Genomic DNA, 24,365 nt, shown 5'->3' with positions numbered 1-24,365 from the left:
TCATATGGAACAAGTTTTTATCAAAGCGCTTCCCGTGCTCCGCACCTTAATTGAAGCGGGCCACCAGGCTTATTTTGTGGGAGGCGCAGTTCGAGACAGCTATATGAAACGAACGATCGGAGATGTCGATATTGCGACTGATGCGGCACCGGATCAAGTAGAACGGCTGTTTCAGCGGACGGTTGATGTAGGAAAAGAGCACGGGACCATTATTGTGCTCTGGGAAGATGAAACCTATGAAGTCACGACATTCCGGACTGAATCAGAGTATGAGGATTATAGAAGACCTTCAGAAGTGAACTTTATCACATCATTAGAAGAGGATTTGAAACGCAGGGATTTGACGATTAACGCGATGGCCATGACAGCGGAAGGTCAAGTGCTTGATTATTTTGGCGGCAAGAAAGATATTGATCAGAAGCTGATTCGAACCGTCGGAAGGCCCAATCACAGATTTCAAGAGGATGCGCTTCGCATGCTGAGAGCCGTACGTTTTATGAGCCAGCTTGGCTTTACGCTTTCACTAGAAACAGAAGAAGCGATCACGAAGGAAAAAACACTCTTATCCCATGTTTCAGTTGAACGAAAAACAATAGAGTTCGAGAAACTGCTAAAGGGAAGAGCGTCCCGCCAGGCGCTTCAAACTCTCATTCAAACTGGGTTGTACGAAGAACTGCCTGGTTTTTATCATAAACGAGAGAACCTGCTTGCGGCGAGTGAGTTTTCGTTTGAATCTTTAACATCCCGTGAGGAGCTTTGGGCTGCGCTTTTAATTGATCTTGAAATAGATTTGAAAGATGCGCCGCTTTTCCTGAAAGCATGGAAGCTTCCGGGAAAAGTAATGAAGGAAGCCATTCACATTGCCTATACGTTTGGCCAAAGCCTTGACGCTATGTCAATGTACGAGGCTGGGGAAAAAGCACTTCTTTCAGCGGCCAGAATATCACAGCTTCGGCAAAACGAAAGACTAGATGAAGAAAAATTGAAGGACATCCAAAACGCTTATCAAAGCCTGCCGATTAAAAACCTTAAGGATCTTGATATCACGGGTAAGGATTTGCTTGCGCTGCGAAACCGGCCTGCCGGACAATGGGTGTCGGAAGAATTACAGCGGATTGAGCAGGCTGTTTTGACGGGAAAGCTCTCCAATCAAAAGAAGCACATAGAGGAGTGGCTGAAGACATGCGGTCAACATTAAGAAAAGATCTTATTGAATTATTTTCTCAGGCTGGAAATGAATTTATTTCCGGCCAAAAAATCAGTGACGCCCTCGGCTGTTCCAGAACTGCTGTGTGGAAGCATATTGAAGAGCTTCGGAAAGAGGGCTATGAAGTAGAAGCTGTTAGGAGAAAAGGATATCGTCTCATCAAAAAGCCCGGGAAACTCAGTGAAAGTGAAATTCGCTTCGGACTGAAAACGGAAGTGATGGGCCAGTACCTTATTTATCACGACGTTCTAGCAAGCACGCAAAAAACGGCGCATGAGCTTGCAAATAATAACGCAGCAGAGGGCACTCTCGTCGTGGCTGATAAACAAACAGCCGGCAGGGGGCGAATGTCAAGGGTATGGCATTCCCAAGAGGGAAACGGTATTTGGATGAGCCTGATTTTACGGCCTGACATTCCGCTCCAAAAAACACCGCAGCTCACATTACTTGCTGCAGTAGCTGTTGTGCAGGGAATAGAAGAGGCAGCAGGCATCCAAACGGATATAAAATGGCCTAATGATATTTTGATTAACGGAAAAAAAACAGTCGGCGTCTTAACAGAAATGCAGGCCGAGGAAGACCGGGTACGTTCGGTCATCATCGGGATTGGCATTAACGTCAATCAGCAGTCGGATGATTTTCCAGATGACCTGAAGGACATTGCGACAAGCCTCAGCCAAGCCGCCGGAGAAAAAATTGACCGGGCCGGTGTCATCCAGCATATCTTGCTTACCTTTGAAAAACGGTACCGGGATTATATGACGCACGGTTTTACGCCGATTAAGCTTTTATGGGAAAGCTACGCGCTGGGAATCGGCTCTAATATGAGGGCCAGAACATTAAATGGAACATTTTACGGGAAGGCGTTAGGTATAGATGATGAAGGTGTTCTTCTTTTAGAAACGAAGGAAGGCATTAAAAAAATCTATTCTGCCGATATAGAATTAGGTTAATGTGTTGGTACAAGCCCGTTGATTTTGGTATACTTCCATTGGGCAGTATCGCCTGCGAACTGCACCTATTATAAAAATAGATTGACATTGCAGCAGTCTGCCTTGATCCAAAAAAGGACTGGGACAGAGGGATGAAACTCGCCGAACTTTAGAAAGTGAAGAATCCTTCTCGTGTAACGGAAGGTTTTTTGGCTTGTATAAGAAAACGGCAGCTCATCTCCTCTAAACATGAGGAGGAGAAAACATGAAAACAAAACTCGATTTTCTAAAAATGAAGCAGACTGAAGAACCGATTGTGATGCTGACCGCTTATGATTATCCGGCAGCTAAGCTTGCTGAACAAGCGGGAGTTGACATGATTTTAGTCGGTGATTCACTCGGAATGGTCGTCCTCGGACTTGATTCAACTGTCGGCGTGACAGTTGCGGACATGATCCATCATACAAAAGCCGTTAAAAGGGGCGCGCCAAATACATTTATCGTAACGGATATGCCGTTTATGTCTTATCACCTGTCCAAGGAGGATACGCTGAAAAATGCAGCGGCTATCGTTCAGGAAAGCGGAGCCGACGCACTGAAGCTTGAAGGCGGAGAAGGCGTGTTTGAATCCATTCGCGCATTGACGCTTGGGGGCATTCCGGTAGTTAGTCACTTAGGTCTGACACCGCAGTCAGTCGGTGTATTGGGTGGATATAAAGTACAGGGCAAAGACGAACAAAGCGCCAAAAAATTAATAGAAGACAGTATAAAATGCGAAGAAGCAGGAGCTATGATGCTTGTGCTGGAATGTGTGCCTGCAGAACTCACAGCCAAAATTGCCGAGATGCTAAGCATACCTGTCATCGGAATCGGTGCCGGTGTGAAAGCGGACGGACAAGTTCTCGTTTATCATGATATTATCGGCCACGGTGTAGAGAGAACACCTAAATTTGTAAAGCAATATACGCGAATTGACGAAACAATCGAAACAGCAATCAGCGGATATGTCCAGGATGTAAGACATCGTGCTTTCCCTGAACAAAAACATTCCTTTCAAATGAATCAGACAGTGCTGGACGGCTTGTACGGAGGAAAATAAGATGAGACAGATTACAGATATTTCACAGCTGAAAGAAGCCATAAGACAATACCAGTCAGAGGGGAAGTCAATCGGATTTGTTCCGACGATGGGCTTTCTGCATGAGGGGCATTTAACCTTGGCAGACAAAGCAAGACAAGAAAATGACGCCGTCGTTATGAGTATTTTTGTGAATCCTGCGCAATTCGGTCCTAATGAAGATTTTGAGGCATATCCGCGCGATATTGAGCGGGATGCGGGCCTTGCAGATAACGCAGGCGTCGATATTCTTTTTACGCCTAGTGCCCATGATATGTATCCTGGCGAAAAGAATGTCACGATTCGCGTCGAAAGACGCACGGATGTTTTATGCGGACGCTCAAGAGAAGGACATTTTGACGGTGTTGCAATTGTACTGACGAAGCTGTTCAATCTTGTGCAGCCGACCCGTGCCTATTTCGGTTTAAAGGATGCACAGCAGGTGGCGGTTGTTGATGGCTTAATCAGCGATTTCTTCATGGATATTGAACTGGTTGCTGTCGATACAGTCAGAGAGGAAGACGGCTTAGCCAAAAGCTCCCGCAATGTATACTTAACTGCTGAGGAAAGAAAAGAAGCGCCTAAGCTGTATCGGGCCCTTCAAACAAGTGCGGAGTTGATCAGAGCCGGCGAAAGAGACCCTGAAGCGGTGATAAAAGCGGCGAAAGAAATCATTGAAACGACAAGCGGCACCATTGACTATGTGGAGCTTTATTCCTATCCGAAACTCGAGCCTGCGGACAAAATGGAAGGAAAGGTCATTCTGGCTGTTGCAGTTGCTTTTTCAAAAGCGCGTTTAATAGATAATATCATTATTGATATTCGAGAAATGGAGAGAATATAATATGTATCGCACGATGATGAGCGGCAAGCTTCACAGGGCAACCGTTACGGAAGCAAATCTGAACTATGTGGGAAGCATTACAATTGATGAAGATCTTATTGATGCAGTGGGAATGCTTCCTAATGAAAAAGTGCAAATTGTGAATAATAATAATGGAGCGCGTCTGGAAACGTATATTATTCCTGGTGAACGCGGAAGCGGCGTCATCTGCTTAAACGGTGCAGCCGCACGCCTTGTGCAGGTAGGAGATAAGGTTATTATCATTTCCTACAAAATGATGTCTGATCAAGATGCGGCAAGCCACGAGCCAAAAGTGGCTGTTCTGAATGATCAAAACAAAATTGAACAAATGCTGGGGAACGAACCAGCCCGTACAATGTTGTAGAAGAAAAGCCCCCTTTATCGGGGGTTTTCTTTTAAGATTTTGAGAGTAAAACGGTTTTGCCGCTCCATTTCCGTACAAAACGTGTTACACTTTTGTCGTATGCAAGAATTGAGGTGTCCATTTTAATGAATAAGCAACGGTTCGTTGTTATAGATGTAGAAACAACAGGGAATTCGCCGAAGAAAGGCGATAAAATCATACAAATCGCAGCGGTTGTAATTGAAAATGGACAAATTACTGAGCGGTTTTCAAAATACATTAATCCAAATAAATCCATTCCTGCTTTCATTGAGCAGCTTACAGGAATCTCCAATCAAATGGTAGAGCATGAACAGCCGTTTGAGGCTGTCGCTGAGGAAGTGTTTCATTTGCTTGACGGCGCTTATTTTGTCGCCCACAATATCCATTTTGACCTTGGATTTGTCAAGTATGAGTTACATAAGGCGGGCTTTCAGCTCCCAGATTGTGAAGTGCTGGATACTGTCGAACTCTCCCGTATTGTTTTTCCGGGGTTTGAAGGGTATAAGCTGACCGAATTAAGCGAGGAGCTTCAACTGCGGCATGATCAGCCGCACCGGGCTGACAGCGACGCTGAAGTGACAGGGCTTATTTTTTTGGAAATCCTTGAAAAGCTGCGGCAGCTTCCTGATCCGACATTAAAACAGTTAAGAAGACTTTCGCAGCATTTTATCAGTGATCTGACGCATTTGTTGGATATGTTCATTTATGAAAACAAACATACCGAAATACCCGGCTATGCGCGCTTTTCTTCCTTTTCTGTCAGAGAACCTGCAACGATCGATGAACGTGTCAATGAAGACGGAAACTTCTCATTTGAGATGGAAAATTGGGAAGCGGGCAATGAAAAAGCGCTGTCTGCGTTAATGCCCGGTTATGAAAAAAGAGACGGCCAAATGATGATGATCAAAGAGGTGGCTGAAGCGTTTGCGAATCGTGAGCATGCGCTGATTGAAGCTCCTCCGGGAATCGGAAAAACGATTGGCTACCTCATTCCGGCTGCGCTTTTTGCCAAGAAATCAAAAAAACCGGTCATTATCAGCACGTATTCAACGCTTTTACAGCAGCAGATTTTGACAAAGGATTTGCCGATTGTCCAAGATCTGTTTCCATTTCCGGTAACAGCGGCGGTTTTAAAAGGACAATCGCATTATTTATGCCTGTATAAATTCGAGCAGGTGCTTCATGAAGAAGATGATAATTATGATGCCGTATTGACAAAGGCACAGCTCCTCGTTTGGCTGACTGAGACAAACACAGGAGATGTAGCTGAACTGAATCTGCCTTCAGGCGGAAAATTGCTGTGGGACAGATTGGCTTATGACGAGGGCTCCTATAAAAGAAGTCGACATGAAAGTGTGACCGGGTTTTATGAGCGTGCCAAGGAGATTGCCATGCGTTCCGATTTGGTGATTACCAACCATTCCCTTTTGCTGACCGATGAAGGCAGCCAGAAAAAAAGACTCCCTGAAAGCGGCACATTTATTATCGATGAAGCCCATCATTTTGAACGTGCGGCGAGCGAACATTTAGGAAAAAGAGCCACGTATATAGAATTGCATTCTAAATTGAACAGAATCGGCACTCTGAAGGAACAGGGGCTTCTAAAAAAGATGAGACAGCTATTTCAGCGAAACAGCCTGCCCGTTGATTCTTTTTTCGAATTGGAAGAGTGGATTCAGCACATCCAAGCAGAAAGTGATGCTTTCTTCAGCTCTGTGCATTCTTTTGTCAAACGAAGAAAACCTAAAGAAGACTTAAACCGTCTAGTCTATAAGGTGAACAAAGAAAGCCAAGATAAAAGCTGGCCTATTTTAACGGATGGAGCAGAGAGGCTTTGTTCCATGCTGACACATTTGCAGCAGCTTTTTGAGGCACAGTCGGCTCTGATGGAAAAACATCTGACGAGTATGAAGAGCAAAACCGCTTATTTAGCCGATGAATATCAAAGAGTCATGAAAGGCTTGCAGCATTACTGTCTAACGTTGCAGAAGCTGTTCTTCGAGTCTGATGACGATGAAGCGGTTTGGGTTGAAATAGACGCAAAGGGAGCAAAAAACGCAGTGGCCATTTACGCACAGCCGCTTGAACCTGGTGAACTCCTGGCTGATCAGTTTTTCGCGCGCAAAAACAGTGTGGTGCTGACATCTGCAACCCTTACTGTCGAAGATTCATTTCAATTTATGATTGAACGTCTGGGACTGGATGACTTTTTCCCGCGAACAATGAGAATTGAGTCGCCTTTTTCTTACGATGAGCGCATGCGGGTGATGATTCCAAAAGAAATGAAATCAATTCAAGATACAGGGCAAACTGAATTTATACAGGATACGGCCCGTTATATTGAACTGATGGCAAAGGAAAAACAGCCCAAAATCCTTGTGCTGTTCACGTCTCATGATATGCTGAAAAAGGTTCATCAGGAGCTGAAGCAAGCGATGAGTGCTTCCGGCATTCAGCTCTTGGCGCAAGGAATTTCAGGCGGAAGTCCAGGCAAACTGATGAAAACTTTTAAAACATCCAATCAGGCGATCTTGCTTGGTACAAATCACTTTTGGGAAGGCGTTGATTTTCCTGGTGATGAGCTGATAACGGTAATGATCGCAAGGCTTCCATTCCGGTCCCCTGATCATCCGCTTCATGCTGCGAAATGTGAGCTTGCCCGAAAACAAGGGCGGAATCCGTTTCAAACAGTATCACTTCCGGAAGCTGTGCTGACCTTCAGGCAAGGAATCGGCCGTTTGCTGCGGACAGCGGGAGACAAAGGGACGATTGTCATATTGGACAGACGGATTAAAACGGCAGGTTATGGCCGGTTGTTTCTTGATGCCCTGCCGACAACTTACGTATCCGAAATGACTGACAGCGAGCTTGAGGCTTACGTTGCAGGGGAAAAAGAATAAAAGCCGCATAAAGCGGCTTTTGCGGTGTGGGAATAGGATGGTGTTTTATTTAAAAGCGGTTTTGCCGCTCTGTGATACTAGTATGGCGTGTCCTAAAACGGAGTATGACTAACAATATTTGTTCAAACTGGAGGATGAAAAAATGGAAAGCAAAATCGAGATTCTTTCAACAATTAATGTAGAGCATTCTGATGACCTTTATAAAATTGTAGACACACTGAATCGGACACTGAAAAGAGATAATCTGATGTTCGGCCTTGCGCTGGATGAAGAAAACAAAAACCAAGCCGTTTTTACCATTTATCGTACGTAGGTGAGAAGATGAGAAAAAAAGCATTAATATTTACCGCCATTTTTGGTATTATTTTTTTAGCAGTACTTCTTGTCTCGGCAAGCATTTATAAATCAGCCATGGCACAAAAGGAAGAGGGGCACGAAGCAGCAGCTGCTGAAGCTAAAAAAGAAACCGATCTCGCCAACGTTGATCAAGTCGAAACATTTGTCGGAAAAGAAAAATATTATGTTGTAAAGGGAACGGACAAAAAAGGAAGCAAATTATATGTCTGGGTTCCTGCCGATAAAAAAGCAAAAATTCTCTCAAAAGAAGCAAAAGAGGGAATCTCCGAAGACAAAGCGGCGAAAATCATACAGGATGAAGGACTGGTTTCAAAGCAAAAAGAGGTTCATCTGGCAAGAGAGGGAAATGTCCTGCTTTGGGAAGTAACGTACTTAGACAAAGAAGGTCAATACAGTTTAAGTTATGTGGACTTTACAACTGGAAAGATTCTCAAAAATATGACGCCTTAAGACGAATTAGGGGGAGTTCAAGTTGAAACTGGCAAAAAGAGTATCCGCATTAACACCGTCTACCACACTGGCAATCACAGCAAAAGCGAAAGAACTGAAAGCGGCAGGCCATGATGTTATCGGCCTAGGGGCAGGCGAACCTGACTTTAATACACCGCAGCACATCATTGATGCCGCTGTACGTTCTATGAACGAAGGCCATACGAAGTACACGCCTTCAGGTGGTCTGGCTGAACTCAAAAACAGCATTGCAGAGAAATTTAAACGTGACCAGAATATTGAATACAAACCGTCTCAAATCATTGTCTGCACAGGTGCCAAACATGCGCTGTACACCCTTTTCCAAGTGATTTTGGATGAAGGAGATGAAGTCATTATTCCAACACCTTACTGGGTGAGCTATCCGGAGCAGGTGAAACTCGCTGGCGGAAAGCCTGTTTATGTAGAAGGGCTTGAGGAAAATCATTTCAAAATTTCTCCTGAACAGCTGAAAAATGCGATCACGGAAAAAACAAAAGCGATCGTCATCAATTCTCCAAGCAACCCGACTGGCGTTATGTATACGGAAGACGAACTGGCGGCGCTCGGTGAAGTGTGCCTTGAACATGACATCCTGATTGTGTCTGACGAAATTTATGAAAAACTTACATACAGCGGAAAGAAACACGTTTCCATTGCACAGCTGTCTGACAGCCTGAAAGAGCAAACGGTTATTATTAACGGCGTGTCGAAGTCACACAGCATGACGGGCTGGAGAATCGGTTATGCGGCGGGGGCCGAAGACATTATTAAAGCAATGACTAACCTTGCAAGCCACAGCACGTCAAATCCGACATCAATCGCACAGTACGGAGCGATTGCTGCTTATAACGGGCCTTCTGAGCCGCTGGAAGAAATGAGAGAAGCGTTTGAACATAGATTAAACACGATCTACGCAAAGCTTTTAGAGATCCCCGGGTTTAGCTGTGTGAAGCCGGAAGGTGCTTTTTACTTGTTCCCGAATGCAAAAGAAGCAGCTCAAACTTGCGGTTTCAAAGATGTAGACGAATTTGTTAAAGCGCTTCTTGAGGAGGAAAAAGTTGCGATTGTTCCTGGCTCCGGATTTGGCTCTCCTGATAATGTACGCCTTTCTTACGCAACATCGTTAGAACTTCTTGAAAAAGCGGTTGAGAGAATCAAACGTTTTGTAGAAAAACATAGCTAACAGATCAAAAAGCGGCTGACAGAAAAGCCGCTTTTTATCTGCATTGACCCGGCTAGTTAAGAGCGGGTATAATAAAGTGATGATAAAAGAGTTCGCGGGGCAATGGGCTTCCGAATGTCTTTCTTGTTTTGGAGGGAAATATGTTGAAAACAACAATCAACCAAGTGTACAAACACGTAGGTGAGGAAGTAACGATCGGAGCTTGGGTCGCTAATAAGCGTTCAAGCGGGAAAATCGCGTTTTTGCAGCTGCGGGACGGTACCGGCTTTATTCAAGGTGTCGTAGTCAAAGCGGAAGTGGAAGAAAGCATTTTCCAAACAGCTAAATCAGTGACGCAGGAAACGTCACTCTATATAAAAGGGATTGTCAAAGAGGACGAGCGTTCTCCGCTAGGTTATGAGCTAGCTGTGACAGGTATTGAAGTCATTCACGAAGCGACTGATTATCCAATTACGCCAAAAGAACACGGCACAGAATTCTTGATGGATCACAGACATTTATGGCTTCGTTCAAAACGCCAGCATGCCACCATGAAAATTCGTAATGAAATCATTCGCGCGACTTATGAATTTTTTAATAACGAAGGCTTCGTAAAAGTGGATCCGCCCATTCTGACTGGAAGCGCGCCTGAAGGAACAACAGAGCTCTTTGCGACAAAGTACTTTGAGGAAGATGCTTACCTGTCTCAAAGCGGCCAGCTCTACATGGAAGCTGCGGCAATGGCTTTAGGAAAAGTATTTTCCTTCGGGCCGACATTCAGAGCGGAAAAATCTAAAACAAAACGCCACTTGATCGAATTCTGGATGATCGAACCGGAAATGGCGTTTGTACAATTTGAAGAAAACCTTCAAGTGCAGGAAAATTACGTTTCTTTCATTGTGCAATCCGTACTTAAGAATTGCAAAATTGAATTAAACACATTAGGAAGAGACACATCAAAACTTGAGCAAATCAAAGCTCCGTTCCCAAGAATCACGTATGATGAAGCGCTTGATTTTCTGAAAGAAAAAGGCTTTGACGATATCGAGTGGGGAGACGACTTCGGGGCGCCTCATGAAACAGCGATTGCGGAACACTATGACAAACCGGTTTTCATCACTCGCTACCCGACGTCCTTAAAACCATTCTATATGCAGCCGGCTTCTGACCGTGAGGATGTCGTGCTCTGCGCTGACCTGATTGCGCCGGAAGGATATGGAGAAATCATCGGCGGATCCGAACGGATTCACGATATGGAGCTTTTGGAAGCGCGCCTTAAAGAACATGGACTGGATTCTGACGCATATAAATGGTATGCTGAACTTAGAAAATATGGATCAGTTCCTCATTCAGGCTTCGGCCTTGGATTAGAGCGGACAGTAGCTTGGATCAGCGGAGCGCCTCACGTTCGTGAAACCATTCCGTTCCCAAGACTGTTAAACCGTCTATATCCATAATACATTCAAATGAAACAAGAAAAAGAGTCTCCTGCAAGGGAGACTTTTTACAGTAAAGGGGAAAACATGATCCTTTACAGTAAGAGGTGTGACGATGAAAAAACAGCAATTTATTGATATGCATGAACAGGGAACGTCAACAATCCCTAATCTTCTGCTTACGCATTATAAACAGCTCGGGCTTAACGAAACAGAACTTATTCTGCTCTTAAAAATTAAAATGCATTTAGAAAAAGGATCTTATTTTCCTACACCGAATCAGCTGCAAGAAGGGATGTCAATTTCTGTTGAAGAATGCACAAACAGATTGAGGATGTTTATTCAAAAAGGTTTTCTGTTTATTGAAGAATGTGAGGACCAAAACGGTATCAAATTTGAGAAATATTCTCTTCAGCCTTTATGGGGCAATCTGTACGAGTATATACAGCTTGCACAGAATCAAACGCAGGAAAGAAAAGCAGAAGGGGAACAAAAAAGCCTTTATACCATTTTTGAGGAAGAGTTCGCAAGGCCGTTATCACCTTTGGAGTGTGAAACACTGGCCATTTGGCAGGATCAAGATCAGCATGACGCACAGCTGATCAAACACGCCTTAAAAGAGGCGGTACTGTCAGGGAAACTCAGTTTCCGCTACATTGACCGGATTTTGTTTGAGTGGAAGAAAAACGGGCTGAAAACTGTGGAGCAGGCAAAAATCCACAGCCAGAAATTCCGGCGGGTACAAACCAAGCAGACTGAACCGCAAAAAGAGTATAAAAGGCAAGTTCCTTTTTACAATTGGCTTGAACAATAAAGTGAAAAGGTGACAATCGTGTTAAATCTAAAACAAATTGAATTCTGTTTGGACAAGATAGGCGACATGTTTCCCCACGCAGAGTGTGAACTGGTTCATTCCAATCCTTTTGAATTAGTGGTGGCAGTCGCTTTATCTGCGCAATGTACAGATGCACTTGTAAACAGGGTGACCAAAACATTATTTCAAAAATATAAACAGCCGGAAGACTATCTGGCTGTTTCGCTGGAAGAACTTCAGCAGGATATTAAATCAATCGGTTTGTATCGTAATAAGGCAAATAACATCCAAAAATTGAGTAAAATGATTATTGAAGATTACGGCGGAGAAGTGCCGAAAGACCGCGATGAGCTTGTCAAACTGCCTGGTGTCGGAAGAAAGACCGCCAACGTCGTAGTATCTGTTGCCTTTGGCGTGCCGGCCATTGCTGTAGACACCCATGTGGAGAGAGTCAGCAAACGTTTGGGAATCTGCCGGTGGAAAGACTCGGTGCTGGAAGTGGAAAAGACGCTGATGCGCAAGGTGCCAAAAGAAGACTGGTCTGTTACCCATCACCGGCTTATTTTCTTCGGCAGATATCACTGTAAGGCCCAGTCTCCGCGCTGTGCGGAATGTCCGCTGCTGTCTTTGTGCAGAGAAGGGCAGAAGAGAGATAAAAAAGGACTGGTGAAACGATGACGCAAGCGAAAGACGTGTTGGCTTCCTATGAGCAGTACTTAAGCAGTCTTGGCCAGATGAACTCCCTGGATATATCAGAAGCCTTGAGAATCAACCCTGTGTATGTTGACCTCTGTTTGGAATCTCAAGGTGTTTTGCCATGGGAAGACAGCGGCAAGTACGTTCCGCTTTTATTTGAAGTGTGGGAAGACATTAAAGAATCACTTCTCCCAGTCTTTCAAACACGAAAATCGAGATGTGACCAAAATGACATGCTGAAGGGCATTGTATGTTTGCTCGCTTCGTTCCACTGGACAGCGGGTGAGCGGGTAAAATCGCTCGATTGGCCAGAACTAACGGAAAAATCATTTCCCGTGAAGCCAATCAATTGGCCTGAACGAGTAGAATTTATTCTTCTAAAGCCGACTCAATACCATTGCTTTATTCAGCTTGATGAGCTATTTGCTGAAATGAAAAAGCATTTTTATAAATACCATGCGATGAATCGCTAAAACCTCCCCTTTTAAGGGGAGGTTTTTTATGATGAAGAAAAAGCCATCACCCAATAGAGTGACGGCTTTTTGTTTAATTTGCTTTTTCAGTTGATGATGAATTCGTTTGTGTTTTGTCAGATGTATTTGTTTTGTTTTTATTTGTATCAGAGCCTGATGAATCATTTGTATCTGAGTTCGAATCATCATCCGACGTACCCTGATTGTTGCTGTTGTTATTGTTGCTGTTATCGTTGGTTTGGTCTTGATTGCTGTTGTCGGACGGATTGGTGTTCGTGTTGTCTTGTTTTTTGTCTTGATCGTTCGTTGAATCATCTGTCTGATCTTGATCTGTCTGACTGTCATCTGTTTGCGAATCATCAGTCTGTGTATCATCCTGAGATTTATCTTCATCTTGCTTTTCATCATCGGTTTTCTCTTCGTCGTCTTTATCTTCTTTATCCTCAGCCTTCGGCACTTCATACGAAGTGGCGGCTGTATCGCTGCGGACATCGTCGCTGATGGCTGTTACTTGGAATTTATACACAGATCCAGGCTGCACACCGGATATGACGGCTTCTTTTGCAGAACTGTTCTGAATCTCGGAGTAGCTGCCGCCATCGACAGACTGCTTCACTTCAAAGGTGGCATCACCGTCATATTTCCAGCTTAATGTCAGAGATTGATTGTCTTTATCATATTTCACGTTTAAGCCAGTCGGTTTATCTGTTTCTTCTTTTTCATACGTTTTAGAAACAGTGGAAGGGGCAGTGCCTTTGACAAAGTACTCCGTGAGCTTTTTATCGCTTGGCGTATTCGGCCCTGCCAGTTTTGCCGGGTTAGAGCCTTTTTCTACAGTGGCCTCAACTACGCTGTCAGGCTTCTCAAACGATCCGCTTCCGTCATCGACATCGGCAATGAGCTGGGCGAAGATTCGTTTTGCGACTTTTTGCTCTTCAGCAGAAAGTGATTTCTTTCCAGCATCGTTTTCTTCCATACCCGTCCAGACGGCTGCAGTATATTGCGGTGTGTAACCGACAAACCAAGAATCTCGGGCACCGCCGCTTGCGATATTGTACCTTTGGACTTCACTTTCATCAAAGTTTGTAGTCCCGGTTTTACCGGCTACTTCTATCCCAGGTACTTGAGCGAGCTGTCCTGTACCTGTCTTAACAGCTGTTTTCAGCATATCTGTAATCATAAACGCAGTATAGTCACTCATTGCTGACTTTGATTTCGGTGTTAAATCAAGCTTCGTGCCATCGTTGAATTCGATGGATTTTACAAAATGCGGTTCATTATATGTTCCGTTATTTCCAAACGCACTGTATGCGCCTGCCATTGTCAGAGGAGAAACACCATCGTCTCCACCAAAACCGCCAATTGAGTAGGCCTCTGGTACATTATCCTTTGTTAATCCCAGTCCAAGTCCATTTGCAAAGTCTACAGCAGTATCTTTACCAGCTGCCTGGAATGCTTTTAAGGCTGGTATATTTCTAGATTGTGCAAGTGCATAACGCATAGAGATAGGCCCTAGATATTTACGGTCCCAATCACGGATTGGTTTTCCGTTAGAATAAGTGTAAGCTGAGTCATCAATTTGTTCATACGTAGACCATTTTTTGTTTTCAATAACTGGACCGTAGTCTAAAATCGGCTTTATGGTCGAACCAGGCTGTGCCTTAGTTTGAGTTGCATAGTTAAAGCCTCCGACAGGCTGATTGCGCCCAGCACCAATCGCGCGGACTTCTCCGTTTTTTGTATCGAGAAGGGTAACGCCGCCCTGCATGCCTTCAGTAAATCCGACGGTGTCTCCGTCCATTAATTCATCTAGTTTGTCTTGTGCTTTTGTATCTAATGTCGTATAAATTTTTAATCCGTCAGTTCCTGGATTGACATCAGATTTTTCTTCAATTTCTTTCATGACTTCTTCAACAAACGCGCTGTATTTGTTTGAATTGTTTTTTTCATATTCCTTTTGTGACACAACGCCTTCGTCTTTCATCGCCACATTTTTGGCTTTATTAAATTCAGAATCAGAAATAAATCCTTGCTTTTTCATCAGACTGAGTACGATGTTCCGTCTTTTTTCCGCTTTATCCGGGTTTTTAACGGGATTGTACGCTGTCGGGCTTTGCGGCATGCCCGCAAGTGTTGCCGCCTGTTCCACAGTCAATTTGCTTAAATCTGTGACGCCGAAAAATTCCTCCGCCGCTTTTCCGATTCCATATGCTCTAGGAGAAAAATAAATCCGATTTAAATACATTTCTAAAATTTCGTCTTTAGAGTAATTGCGCTCCAGCTGAATCGAAAGCCACACTTCCTGCACCTTCCGTTTCAGCGTCTTCTGATGAGAAAGAAGGGAGTTCTTGACAACCTGCTGGGTGATCGTACTTCCGCCTTCAGCTCCGAAACCGTCTGTAAAGTTGGCGACTACGGCGCCTCCGATACGGACAGGGTCAATCCCATGGTGTTCATAAAAACGGGCGTCCTCTGTCGCAATAAAAGCTTCTTTTACAGTATCAGGAATTTCATCTATTGAGACGTAGGTTCGCTTTTCGGAGCCGTATTCAGCAATTTCTTCTCCATTTCTATCATATATTGTCGAAGAATAAGGCGTCTTTAATTTGTTTTCGTCAAGTTTTGGCGCATCGGAAACCATGACAGCAAATGTGACGGCACCGCCAACTACACCTAAAACAAACAGAATGAGTAAGGTAAAAAGAGTCTTTTTAAACCATCCGCCTTTTTTTCGTTTCTTGCCTTTTTTCGGTGAAGGACTCGATTTGCTGTTCGCTTTTCGTCGAGCTTCACGGCTGTTAAATTGATCTGACATAACATCTCAACCTTTCGTTAATCAACCTTTCGCACTAGATGACGGCGAAAAATAAAGCTGTTCAATAATACTAATATAATCAATTCTAGGTGCGTATCCAAGAGAAATCGGATAAGCCGCTTCCTCTAATTCATCTTTTCGAATTGATTTTCTGCCGTTTTTTTCTTTTCTGTCCCAGAAATCCAACAGTTTATCGGCTTCCAAAAAATAAACCTGGTCGAAAGCGGATATAATAACAAAACAAATGCCGTCTTGAGCCATTACCTGCTTCATATGCTCGATTTGATGGTCATGAAAATTCTGCAGGGGGAAAGAGGTCTTGTTTTTCGTTTCTTTCGCCTCAAAATCAATATACCGCCCTTTGTAAATCCCGTTATAATCTGTTGTCGATGATTGTTTAAAGTAAGCTTCTTTAATCACCGCGGCGCTTCTTTTTGGATAATGGACATTTACAATTTGAACAGGTGTCGGCTTTTTGTGTATAACGGCAATTTGGTTTGTCAGATAATACTTATTCGTTTCGTTTAAGTCATCTTCGAGGGTCATTCCGCGATTACTGTAGGACGGGGCCCTTTTCTGACTGTTTTGGGATGAAACCGAATGTTTCGGCTGAAACGTTTTTCCGTTAGGATACCGAATCACTTTCTCATCCTCCTTATTAAACTATTCGTGACGGAAGTGAATGTACGTGCAAGAACAACAGGCCATCAGAAAGCTTCTTAGCCGGATTGAACGGCAGACAAAAGCAAAAAACGCAGATAACATTTCAAGAACGAACGCATATAAAGCATTTTATGACTGTCATCCGGAAATCAAATGGTCGCTCTTAGCATCTTTTGTTTCTCGCAATGCCGGCTGGTCAATGACTGACTTAAAAGGCAGTCTGTTTCAGCTTGGACTCCGTGAGAGACAGCAAAAGTGGTTCTTTTTAGCCTATGAAAGAGCGAACTGGCTTATTTTTTCGGATGCCTATCCGCAGCTTCTTTTGTACCACTGGTCAAAAAAAATCGGGAAACCGCTGTTCCATCATCTCCATGTGTTTGGCGTCTCGCAATTTATGACGGAAGAATGGGCCCGTTTTTGGCATGAGCGAAACACCGAGCGGCTGATGTATGCCCTCATTGTAAATGAACAAAACACTATCCAAACACCTATTATACAAAATCCTTCGTTTAAAAAGAACGTTTTTGACACGATTCCTTTTTATTTAAGTGACTGGTTTCATTTTAACACCGTTATTTTTCCTTCTTCAGACGGGTTTCTTTACGGCATTTCAGTGAAACGCTTTTCAAAGACAGAGGAAAGGATAAGGCTGGGAAAGCAGCTGTCTCAATTGCTGTTCAGCCCCGAATTATTCTCCTCTTTTTATCACTTTTTGCACACAGTGCCGCACACAGGCTCCCGTTTTGATATGGAAAAAATGATCGGGATCACAAAAAGAACATCTCCTATGTTAAGGACATGCTACCCTGAGTTCATCCACTCATTAGACGGAAAGAAAACGGATTGGTTTCATGGAAAGATCAAGAAAGCGTTCTTTAGACGTGAGGAATTGCCGAAGCAGATTGAATTGACAGACTGGTATCTGCATAAAAAACGCCAGCTTCATGCGCTTTTTGCAGTCGAGCATTGGCTGAAAAAATAAAGAAGCAAGGAATTTCCTTGCTTCTTACGTAGAAGGGCGGTTCGGGCCGCCTAATTTTTTATCTAAAGAATCGATTGCTTTTGATTCAGTCTTTTTTTGCTGGCCGGCTTTTTTCGGTCTAGTTTTCATACGGCACCTCCTCACAAGTATCGTTTGCATTAAGGGGGAGGATCATACAATTTTTGCGGTTGTTTTTGTCGAAAACTTCAGCTTTCCGTGGAAAACCTGTTTGTTTGGCGATTTGCTTCTAGTTTTGTCATGAGGAAGGAAAGAGACTGAAGAGCAAAGAATCTTAACCGGGAGAGACGAGGAAAGGGAGGTACACGAATGTCCGGTTACGTAAGCAAGACAGATATTCTCCGTATGCTTTCTGATATAGAAGATGAATTAACCCGAGCCGACCAAAGCCTGAACCATTCCTTAAACGCATGGGAGGCTGAGATGCGGGAAAAGGAAAACGATCGCCTGAGTGTGCTGGAAGAAGAAATCATGGACCTTCATATTTGTATAAATGAGCTGCATCAATCACCTGAACACAGGTATGCATTTGAAAAGGTATACCGCATCGGCTGAATTTGCGGGCGAAATTTGGTACGATAGTCATTGAGGTGAAGGATGTTGCAATCACAAACATTGCTGGAAATGACCGAGCAAATGATTGAAACTGCTGAAAATGGCGCTGATCGATACCAGGAAGGAAAAGACAAGAATCTTTCATATGATTTTTTTGAGACGATAAAGCCTGCAGTTGAAGAGAATGATGATCTGGCGGCTCGCTGGGCGCAAGGGGCGCTTGAATTGGTAAAAGCCCGCCGTCCGAAATATGTGCATAGAGAGCAAATTGAGACCGTAAAGGACAATTTCCTGGAATTGGTCCTTCAATCATATGTTCATCATATTCATAAAAAACGATTCAAGGACATCACTGAGTCAGTCCTTTATACATTGCACGCAGTAAAGGATGAAATTGCAAGAAAAGACAGCCGGTAAAGGCTGTCTTCTTTTAAGTTTGTTGTAGGGGGCCGGACGTTAATTCAACTCATATGCCGGGCTTTCTGCTCCATTTGCTTCGAGAACCTTCATACTGTTACGAAACTCAGTTGTGCTGAGATGTCCTTGAATATAGAGGAACTTGGCAAAGTCCATCAGTTTATTCATACAGTCTGTTTCATATTTCTTCATTTCTGCAAAACGTTTGCTTAAGTATGATACGTTCATTATGGTGCATCCCCTCTCATCTGTATTGAAAATATGGTACCATAATGATTCGACTTTTTTCTGTTTTTAAAAAATTTAAACTTTCGACACAATTTGACAAACGCGAATCAGAACCTGTGACACAACCAATAGACTTCATTCATACATATATAGAAGAGAAACATGTTGAGTTTAGGGGGAATCGCAATGAACAGGAGTTCTCAAATCTATCCTCGGCAAATGGACTATTATTATCCTCAGCAAATGCAAGGATATTATCAGCAGGCAGCACATGGACAATACTGGCCGCAGCAGCATTATGGACAGCCGGATTTTTATCAGCCGCATTCTCCGCTCCAGCCGATGCCTACGCAGCCTCCAGTATTCTCCAACCCTTATCCAATCCCAAGGCCTAACCAGCAGCAGCCCTCACAATTTCAAAGTATCATGTCGCAGTTCAAAAAAGCCAACGGGCAGTTTGATTTTAATAAAATGATGGATACGACAGGTCAAGTGATGAGTGCAATGAATCAGGTCGGATCTTTAATAAAGGGATTTACCAGCTTTTTTAAATGATAGAAGCATGAATGAATCACTCATTCATGCTTATTTTTTGGGAAGAAAAGCGTCATTGTCTGCTCGTTCCAAGATGTTTCCATATCTTCTTGGTGTACTTCATAAGGCAGCTGAACCGTTCTGGTCATGCTTGTAAAAGTGGCCTCATTTTGCTGTTTTTGTTTCTCTTGGAGAGTTACATGCAAATACCTCGATTTAATATCAACGATGATCTCGCCATCTCGAAACGTCTCCGGAATCGTGATATCGACATACAGCCCGGTATCTCTTTCTCTGACATGTATGGTCGTCTGTACATCTTTTAAACTCGAGTTGATCAAGTTCTGAAATCCGTTTAATAGGTTGCCGAATGCTGAGGATTGAAAAAGATGGTCCATTGCCTCCGCGATGATTTCTTCTTTCTTTTGCAGTTCGTTTTTTTTGTCATGATTGAATTCCAAATTTGCCACCGCCTTTTTTAACCAGATTATGCGCCTGTGCCAGATGTTGTTATAAATTGAAGCAAAATTGAAAGTGTGGTTAAATAGTGGTGATTGAAGGGATAATGGTTGAGGCGAATGAGAAGGGAGAAAACACATTGCTGAAAAAATTATTCGGAATGGGCAAAACTCAGGAAAAAGTGGCAGAAGAGGTTATTTATTCTCCGGCAGATGGTACGGTAATGGACCTGACTGATGTGCCGGACCCTGTTTTTTCACAGAAAATGATGGGGGAAGGAATAGCGGTGGAACCATCAAACGGTGAAATCGTTTCACCTGTTGAAGGTGAAGTGATTCAGATTTTCCACACCAAACACGCCGTGGGCATTCGAACTCGCTCGGGAATTGAACTTTTAATTCATGTCGGGCTGGAAACAGTCAATATGAACGGAGAAGGGTTTACTGCCCACATGAAAGAAGGGGATAAAGTGAAAGTCGGTGATCCGTTGATTACGTGTGACTTGGAATTAATTAAAGAAAAAGCGAGCAGCACGGTCATCCCGATCGTTATCATGAATGGTGAGGCTGTAGGATCAATTGTGCCGGCAGGAGAAAACGCTGCCCTCAAAGGCGAAACAAAGCTTCTCACAATAAAAGCGAAATAAGCAGGGCGCATGCCTTGCTTTTTTTATTCGATTGTATAAAATTTGCACCTAGCCATGCAAACAAATATTCGGTAAACTGTATTTGACAAAGAGGTGTAAAGAATGAAAAGGAAATCACTGACTGAGCTCATTTCTGAGTTAAAAGGAAATGAAAACGTTGTGAATTGGCATGAAATTGAGCCTCGTGAAGCAAGAACAAGGCCGATGCCTGAAAGTATAGATGAAAGAATAAAAGCAGCCCTTTCGAAAAGGGGCATTAATGAACTATATACCCACCAATATTCCGCTTTTCAATATGTGCAAAAAGGAGAAAGCATCGTTACCGTAACGCCAACCGCATCAGGAAAAACATTATGCTATAACCTCCCAGTGTTGCAGTCCATCGCCCGCGACGAAACAAATCGGGCGCTATATTTATTTCCGACTAAGGCGCTGGCGCAAGACCAAAAGAGCGAGCTAAATGAAATCATTGATGAAATGGGCATTGATATTAAAAGCTTTACATATGACGGGGATACGTCTCCGGCAATTAGGCAAAAGGTGAGAAAAGCAGGCCATATTGTCATTACAAACCCCGATATGCTTCATTCTGCCATTCTTCCGCATCATACGAAATGGGTCAGTTTGTTTGAAAACCTTAAGTATATCGTCATCGACGAGCTTCATACGTATCGCGGTGTGTTCGGGAGCCATGTGGCGAATGTGATCCGGCGGCTGAAGCGAATCTGCCGGTTTTACGGAAGTGATCCGGTTTTTATTTGTACTTCCGCAACGATTGCCAACCCGAAGGAATTGGGGGAGCAGCTGACGGGAAAACCGATGCGGCTGGTTGATGACAACGGAGCCCCGAGCGGACGGAAACACTTTGTGTTTTATAATCCGCCAATTGTGAACAAACCGCTGAATATTAGAAAAAGCGCAACAGCAGAAGTGAATGAACTGGCGAAAGAGTTCCTGAAAAACAAAGTGCAGACCATTGTTTTTGCCAGAAGCAGAGTCCGGGTGGAAATTATTTTAAGCCATATTCAGGAGCTTGTGAAAAAAGAGATTGGGACAAAGTCAATCAGAGGCTATCGGGGAGGCTATCTTCCAAAAGAGCGGAGAGAAATCGAAAGAGGTCTGAGAGAAGGCGAGATTTTAGGAGTGGTCAGTACGAATGCCTTAGAGCTTGGTGTTGATATCGGCCAGCTGCAAGTGTGTGTGATGACGGGTTATCCTGGAAGTGTGGCAAGTGCATGGCAGCAGGCGGGACGAGCCGGCAGAAGGCACGGTGAGTCTTTGATTATCATGGTCGCCAATTCAACGCCGATTGACCAATATATTGTGCGGCACCCCGAATACTTCTTTAACCGTTCGCCGGAATCTGCAAGAATCAATCCGGAGAATTTGATTATTTTAGTAGACCATTTAAAGTGTGCGGCTTATGAGCTTCCTTTTAGAGCTGATGAAGAGTTTGGGCCGATGGATGTAAGTGATATTCTTGAGTACCTTCAGGAAGAGGCCGTTCTTCACCGCAACGGCGAACGGTATCATTGGGCAAGTGAATCGTTCCCCGCATCAAATATCAGTTTACGTTCCGCTTCACAAGAAAATGTCGTCATTGTTGATCAGTCAGATATTGCAAATGTGCGGATTATCGGTGAAATGGATCGTTTTAGCGCGATGACGCTTTTGCATGATGAAGCGATTTATTTGCATGAAGGGGTGCAATATCAAGTAGAGAAGCTTGATTGGGACCATAAAAAGGCTTATGTCAGAAACGTCGATGTCGAGTATTACACGGATGCCAACCTGGCAGTTCAGCTGAAAGTATTAGAAGTTGATAAAACGAACGAAAAAAGCAGTATGTCATTGCACTATGGTGACGTCACTGTCAATGCCCTGCCGACCATTTTTAAAAAAATTAAAATGACCACCTTTGAAAATATTGGCTCAGGCCCTATTCATTTGCCGGAAGAAGAGCTGCATACAAGTGCAGCTTGGCTCGAAATCAAAACAGCAGACGAAGATATCGGGGAAAAGACGCTGGAACAGCTCCTTCTTGGCATCTCGAATGTGCTGCAGCATATTGTCCCTGTGTATATCATGTGTGATCGAAACGATGTGCATGTCGTTTCTCAAATTAAAGCGGCCCATACCGGATTGCCGACCATCTTTTTGTACGATCATTATCCGGGCGGTATCGGTTTGGCGGAGGAAGTCTACAAACGTTTTTCAGACATAAACGAAGCGGCGAAACAGCTTATTAAACAATGTCCTTGTCACGACGGCTGTCCGTCTTGTATAGGAACCGAAATAGAAGGGATAAAAGCAAAGGAAAGAATTTTGCAGCTGCTGGATCAAATGTCGTAAGGAGGGAGGTCAGATATGTCATTAAAAGGGAAACTCCAGCGAATGAAAAAGCATATGGTACTTGATGAAGGGGAATATAAAATAGAAAAAGGCGAACAAGAAAACAAACTCGTTGAGAACCATGCTGAGATTCCATTTTTAGAAGAGTGGGAGGCTTTTGGTATGAAGCCTTTTTTCTTCGAAGATGAGTACTGCCTCATTAGAGAAGTAGAATATCCGCTTTCTCACCGGCATGGGTTATACCGTTTTTCTGAACTTGATGAAGTGATTGCATTGTGGAATCAAAGCTGCCTGGCGCATACTTTGTCAGCAAAAGGGTATAACAAAAACAGTCTCTTTTTCTTTGATACGGAAACAACCGGTCTTGGAGGCGGCGCCGGAAATACCATTTTTTTGCTTGGGCATGCGAGAGTATATGAAGACCGAGTGTCAGTCAAACAGCATCTTTTGCCCAAGCCGGGAAATGAAGTCGCCTTGTATCAAAGCTTTTTAAGCGAGGTTGACATTACATCACTCGTGACCTACAACGGTAAAGCCTTTGATTGGCCGCAGGTGAAAACAAGGCACACATTGATCCGCGACAGACTTCCGAATCTCCCGGAGTTCGGCCACTTTGACCTGCTGCACGGAGCAAGACGCTTGTGGAAACACAAAATGGACCGCGTATCGCTTGGCACGGTTGAAAAAGAGGAGCTCGGCATCCGCAGGCAAGAAGATACACCGGGCTACTTGGCGCCAATGCTTTACTTTCATTTTATCAAGGCGCAAGAGCCGGATCTTCTAAAAGGTGTTCTGCATCATAATGAAATGGATGTGCTATCGCTCATTTCATTGTACATTCATATGTCTAAAAAAATTCTCTCTGAATCACATGCGCCAAAAGAGCACAGTGAAGCTTATGCGATGGCGAAATGGTTTATGGCCCATAAAGAAACGGATCAAGCGGTCAAACAGCTGGAAAGGCTTAAAGAAAAGCCGTTTGAGGGTCAGGATAGGGCCCGGCTGGATTTATCACTACTGTACAAAAAACAAAACCGGTTGGAGGAGGCAGTGCCGCTTTGGGAAAAGCTGTCCCGTTCCCAAAATCAGAAGTGCAGATACACCGCTGTGATAGAGCTTGCGAAATTTTTTGAGCATAAGAAAAAAGAGTTCGGAAAAGCCCTGCGTATAGCAGAACAATTACTTAGCGATGAGGCGTTTTTATCAGAAAAAGAAGTTGAAAATCTGCATGTAAGAATTGCGCGGCTGAAGAGGAAATATTCCTCTTGAATATTCCCCGGGAAAGCGCAAAAGACGACTTCTTTCGCCAAGAATTTTTTTTGCTGGATTCACATCGATTTTGTTGTAGAATACCGGCGAATCCTGTAAAATGACGTTAGTTATTTTTAAAGGGAGAGTTGGTATGTATAAGGGTGTTTTTTATTTGTTCTTTGTCGTTGTTTTTTTGATTGCTTTCGTATTTTCAAACTTTAAAGACAGCTTAATTGCACACTTTTAAAATAGGTCATTGCATCAGAACATGTACCCCCTATTTTTCATAACTTAGTATTGTAATAAAGTTTATGGAAAGGGGATTTAATCATGCATCACTGCAGACCGCACATGATGGCGCCGATTGTCCATCCTACTCATTGCTGTGAAAACCATACGTTTTCAAATACTATCGTGCCGCATATTCACCCACAGCACACAACAAACGTAAATCACCAGCATTTTCAGCACGTTCACTACTTTCCACACACTTTCTCAAACGTTGATACGGCTACGCATCAACATTTTCAAGCGAGAAGACCTTTCTTCGACTAGTATGGAAACGTGCAGCTTGATGGTTGAAACAACAGCACATCAAAATGGGGCCCAATGGGGAGCCCCATTTTTTAA

27 protein-coding genes are annotated in these 24,365 nt (G+C 43.6%); 22 read left to right on the top strand and 5 right to left on the bottom strand.

All coding sequences use genetic code 11. The features are described 5' to 3' along the window. Positions 1 to 4: 4 nt before the first annotated feature. The 13 genes from ABZM97_RS11510 (at position 5) to ABZM97_RS11450 (ending at position 12,815) form a co-directional block, all read left to right on the top strand. Complete coding sequence (locus ABZM97_RS11510) at positions 5 to 1,198, top strand: CCA tRNA nucleotidyltransferase (RefSeq protein WP_087990516.1); 1,194 nt, start codon at positions 5 to 7, stop codon at positions 1,196 to 1,198. Next, the gene (locus ABZM97_RS11505; protein ID WP_087990515.1) at positions 1,183 to 2,160 is read left to right on the top strand and encodes a biotin--[acetyl-CoA-carboxylase] ligase; all 978 of its coding nucleotides are present in this window, start codon (positions 1,183 to 1,185) and stop codon (positions 2,158 to 2,160) included. The genes ABZM97_RS11510 and ABZM97_RS11505 overlap by 16 nt, the downstream gene beginning before the upstream one ends. Before the next feature lie 244 nt (positions 2,161 to 2,404). Beyond that, the gene (panB, locus tag ABZM97_RS11500) at positions 2,405 to 3,238 is read left to right on the top strand and encodes a 3-methyl-2-oxobutanoate hydroxymethyltransferase (RefSeq protein ID WP_087990514.1); all 834 of its coding nucleotides are present in this window, start codon (positions 2,405 to 2,407) and stop codon (positions 3,236 to 3,238) included. A 1-nt stretch (position 3,239) separates the two neighbouring features. Then, positions 3,240 to 4,100 carry a pantoate--beta-alanine ligase gene (gene panC / locus ABZM97_RS11495; protein WP_087990513.1) on the top strand — a complete coding sequence of 287 codons (861 nt, stop codon included), beginning with the start codon at positions 3,240 to 3,242 and terminating at the stop codon, positions 4,098 to 4,100. Between the two features lies 1 nt (position 4,101). Further along, a complete protein-coding gene (panD, locus tag ABZM97_RS11490; RefSeq protein WP_087990512.1) occupies positions 4,102 to 4,485 on the top strand; it encodes an aspartate 1-decarboxylase in 384 nt (127 codons plus the stop codon). Positions 4,486 to 4,610: 125 nt separating this feature from the next. Continuing rightward, a complete protein-coding gene (dinG, locus tag ABZM97_RS11485) occupies positions 4,611 to 7,406 on the top strand; it encodes an ATP-dependent DNA helicase DinG (RefSeq protein ID WP_367386851.1) in 2,796 nt (931 codons plus the stop codon). Positions 7,407 to 7,548: 142 nt separating this feature from the next. Continuing rightward, complete coding sequence (locus ABZM97_RS11480) at positions 7,549 to 7,719, top strand: YpmA family protein (protein WP_003225588.1); 171 nt, start codon at positions 7,549 to 7,551, stop codon at positions 7,717 to 7,719. Positions 7,720 to 7,727: 8 nt separating this feature from the next. Further along, positions 7,728 to 8,213 (top strand): cell wall elongation/penicillin-binding protein regulator TseB, encoded by a 486-nt coding sequence (gene tseB / locus ABZM97_RS11475; protein WP_087990510.1) that lies wholly within the window; start codon positions 7,728 to 7,730, stop codon positions 8,211 to 8,213. A 22-nt stretch (positions 8,214 to 8,235) separates the two neighbouring features. Next, on the top strand, positions 8,236 to 9,417 hold the full coding sequence (gene aspB, locus ABZM97_RS11470) for an aspartate transaminase AspB (RefSeq protein WP_087990509.1): 1,182 nt from the start codon (positions 8,236 to 8,238) through the stop codon (positions 9,415 to 9,417). Positions 9,418 to 9,560: 143 nt separating this feature from the next. Then, positions 9,561 to 10,853: an asparagine--tRNA ligase gene (gene asnS, locus ABZM97_RS11465; RefSeq protein WP_148961503.1), complete on the top strand. Its 1,293-nt coding sequence runs from the start codon at positions 9,561 to 9,563 to the stop codon at positions 10,851 to 10,853. A gap of 94 nt (positions 10,854 to 10,947) precedes the next feature. Continuing rightward, entirely contained in the window at positions 10,948 to 11,646 is a 699-nt protein-coding gene (dnaD, locus tag ABZM97_RS11460) for a DNA replication protein DnaD (RefSeq protein WP_087990508.1), read from the top strand. An 18-nt stretch (positions 11,647 to 11,664) separates the two neighbouring features. Then, positions 11,665 to 12,324 (top strand): endonuclease III, encoded by a 660-nt coding sequence (gene nth / locus ABZM97_RS11455; protein WP_087990507.1) that lies wholly within the window; start codon positions 11,665 to 11,667, stop codon positions 12,322 to 12,324. After that, the gene (locus ABZM97_RS11450; RefSeq protein ID WP_087990506.1) at positions 12,321 to 12,815 is read left to right on the top strand and encodes a YpoC family protein; all 495 of its coding nucleotides are present in this window, start codon (positions 12,321 to 12,323) and stop codon (positions 12,813 to 12,815) included. Before nth ends, ABZM97_RS11450 begins: the two co-directional genes overlap by 4 nt. A gap of 73 nt (positions 12,816 to 12,888) precedes the next feature. Here ABZM97_RS11450 and ABZM97_RS11445 read toward each other — a convergent pair whose 3' ends face one another. Both ABZM97_RS11445 and recU read right to left on the bottom strand, forming a co-directional pair. After that, a complete protein-coding gene (locus ABZM97_RS11445; RefSeq protein WP_087990505.1) occupies positions 12,889 to 15,630 on the bottom strand; it encodes a PBP1A family penicillin-binding protein in 2,742 nt (913 codons plus the stop codon). 21 nt (positions 15,631 to 15,651) lie between these two features. Further along, on the bottom strand, positions 15,652 to 16,272 hold the full coding sequence (gene recU, locus ABZM97_RS11440) for a Holliday junction resolvase RecU (RefSeq protein ID WP_087990504.1): 621 nt from the start codon (positions 16,270 to 16,272) through the stop codon (positions 15,652 to 15,654). 40 nt (positions 16,273 to 16,312) lie between these two features. Here recU and ABZM97_RS11435 point away from each other — a divergent pair, with 40 nt between their 5' ends. After that, the gene (locus tag ABZM97_RS11435) at positions 16,313 to 17,275 is read left to right on the top strand and encodes a DUF2515 domain-containing protein (protein WP_087990503.1); all 963 of its coding nucleotides are present in this window, start codon (positions 16,313 to 16,315) and stop codon (positions 17,273 to 17,275) included. Positions 17,276 to 17,299: 24 nt separating this feature from the next. Here the strand turns inward: ABZM97_RS11435 and sspM are convergent, their stop codons facing one another. Next, on the bottom strand, positions 17,300 to 17,404 hold the full coding sequence (gene sspM / locus ABZM97_RS11430) for an acid-soluble spore protein SspM (RefSeq protein WP_003225606.1): 105 nt from the start codon (positions 17,402 to 17,404) through the stop codon (positions 17,300 to 17,302). Positions 17,405 to 17,602: 198 nt separating this feature from the next. Between sspM and ABZM97_RS11425 the strand changes: the two genes are divergently transcribed. Next, the gene (locus ABZM97_RS11425; RefSeq protein WP_087990502.1) at positions 17,603 to 17,848 is read left to right on the top strand and encodes a DUF5446 family protein; all 246 of its coding nucleotides are present in this window, start codon (positions 17,603 to 17,605) and stop codon (positions 17,846 to 17,848) included. Positions 17,849 to 17,893: 45 nt separating this feature from the next. Continuing rightward, positions 17,894 to 18,265: a YppE family protein gene (locus ABZM97_RS11420; RefSeq protein ID WP_087990803.1), complete on the top strand. Its 372-nt coding sequence runs from the start codon at positions 17,894 to 17,896 to the stop codon at positions 18,263 to 18,265. A gap of 39 nt (positions 18,266 to 18,304) precedes the next feature. On the opposite strand, the gene ABZM97_RS11415 is transcribed toward ABZM97_RS11420, so the two are convergent. After that, a complete protein-coding gene (locus ABZM97_RS11415) occupies positions 18,305 to 18,493 on the bottom strand; it encodes a YppF family protein (protein WP_003225611.1) in 189 nt (62 codons plus the stop codon). Positions 18,494 to 18,679: 186 nt separating this feature from the next. On the opposite strand from ABZM97_RS11415, the gene ABZM97_RS11410 reads away from it, so the two are divergent. After that, positions 18,680 to 19,048 (top strand): YppG family protein, encoded by a 369-nt coding sequence (locus ABZM97_RS11410; protein ID WP_087990501.1) that lies wholly within the window; start codon positions 18,680 to 18,682, stop codon positions 19,046 to 19,048. Between the two features lie 20 nt (positions 19,049 to 19,068). On the opposite strand, the gene ABZM97_RS11405 is transcribed toward ABZM97_RS11410, so the two are convergent. Continuing rightward, on the bottom strand, positions 19,069 to 19,488 hold the full coding sequence (locus ABZM97_RS11405) for an Hsp20/alpha crystallin family protein (RefSeq protein ID WP_087990500.1): 420 nt from the start codon (positions 19,486 to 19,488) through the stop codon (positions 19,069 to 19,071). A 137-nt stretch (positions 19,489 to 19,625) separates the two neighbouring features. On the opposite strand from ABZM97_RS11405, the gene ABZM97_RS11400 reads away from it, so the two are divergent. From ABZM97_RS11400 to cotD, 5 genes are all read left to right on the top strand, one after another. Further along, the gene (locus ABZM97_RS11400) at positions 19,626 to 20,132 is read left to right on the top strand and encodes a PTS glucose transporter subunit IIA (protein ID WP_087990802.1); all 507 of its coding nucleotides are present in this window, start codon (positions 19,626 to 19,628) and stop codon (positions 20,130 to 20,132) included. Between the two features lie 102 nt (positions 20,133 to 20,234). Next, a complete protein-coding gene (gene mrfA, locus ABZM97_RS11395; RefSeq protein WP_253268398.1) occupies positions 20,235 to 22,484 on the top strand; it encodes an ATP-dependent helicase MrfA in 2,250 nt (749 codons plus the stop codon). Positions 22,485 to 22,499: 15 nt separating this feature from the next. Continuing rightward, positions 22,500 to 23,753: a ribonuclease H-like domain-containing protein gene (locus ABZM97_RS11390; RefSeq protein ID WP_367386850.1), complete on the top strand. Its 1,254-nt coding sequence runs from the start codon at positions 22,500 to 22,502 to the stop codon at positions 23,751 to 23,753. Between the two features lie 100 nt (positions 23,754 to 23,853). Further along, positions 23,854 to 23,982, top strand: coding sequence for a hypothetical protein (locus ABZM97_RS11385; RefSeq protein ID WP_003230707.1), 129 nt, complete (start codon positions 23,854 to 23,856; stop codon positions 23,980 to 23,982). Positions 23,983 to 24,065: 83 nt separating this feature from the next. Continuing rightward, positions 24,066 to 24,290: a spore coat protein CotD gene (gene cotD / locus ABZM97_RS11380; RefSeq protein WP_087990497.1), complete on the top strand. Its 225-nt coding sequence runs from the start codon at positions 24,066 to 24,068 to the stop codon at positions 24,288 to 24,290. Positions 24,291 to 24,365: the final 75 nt, after the last annotated feature.

The sequence above is a fragment of the Bacillus vallismortis genome, from assembly GCF_040784915.1.
Classification (GTDB): domain Bacteria; phylum Bacillota; class Bacilli; order Bacillales; family Bacillaceae; genus Bacillus; species Bacillus subtilis_G.
The sequence above is the reverse complement of the archived record's forward strand: the minus strand, read 5'-3'. Positions and strand labels throughout refer to the sequence as shown.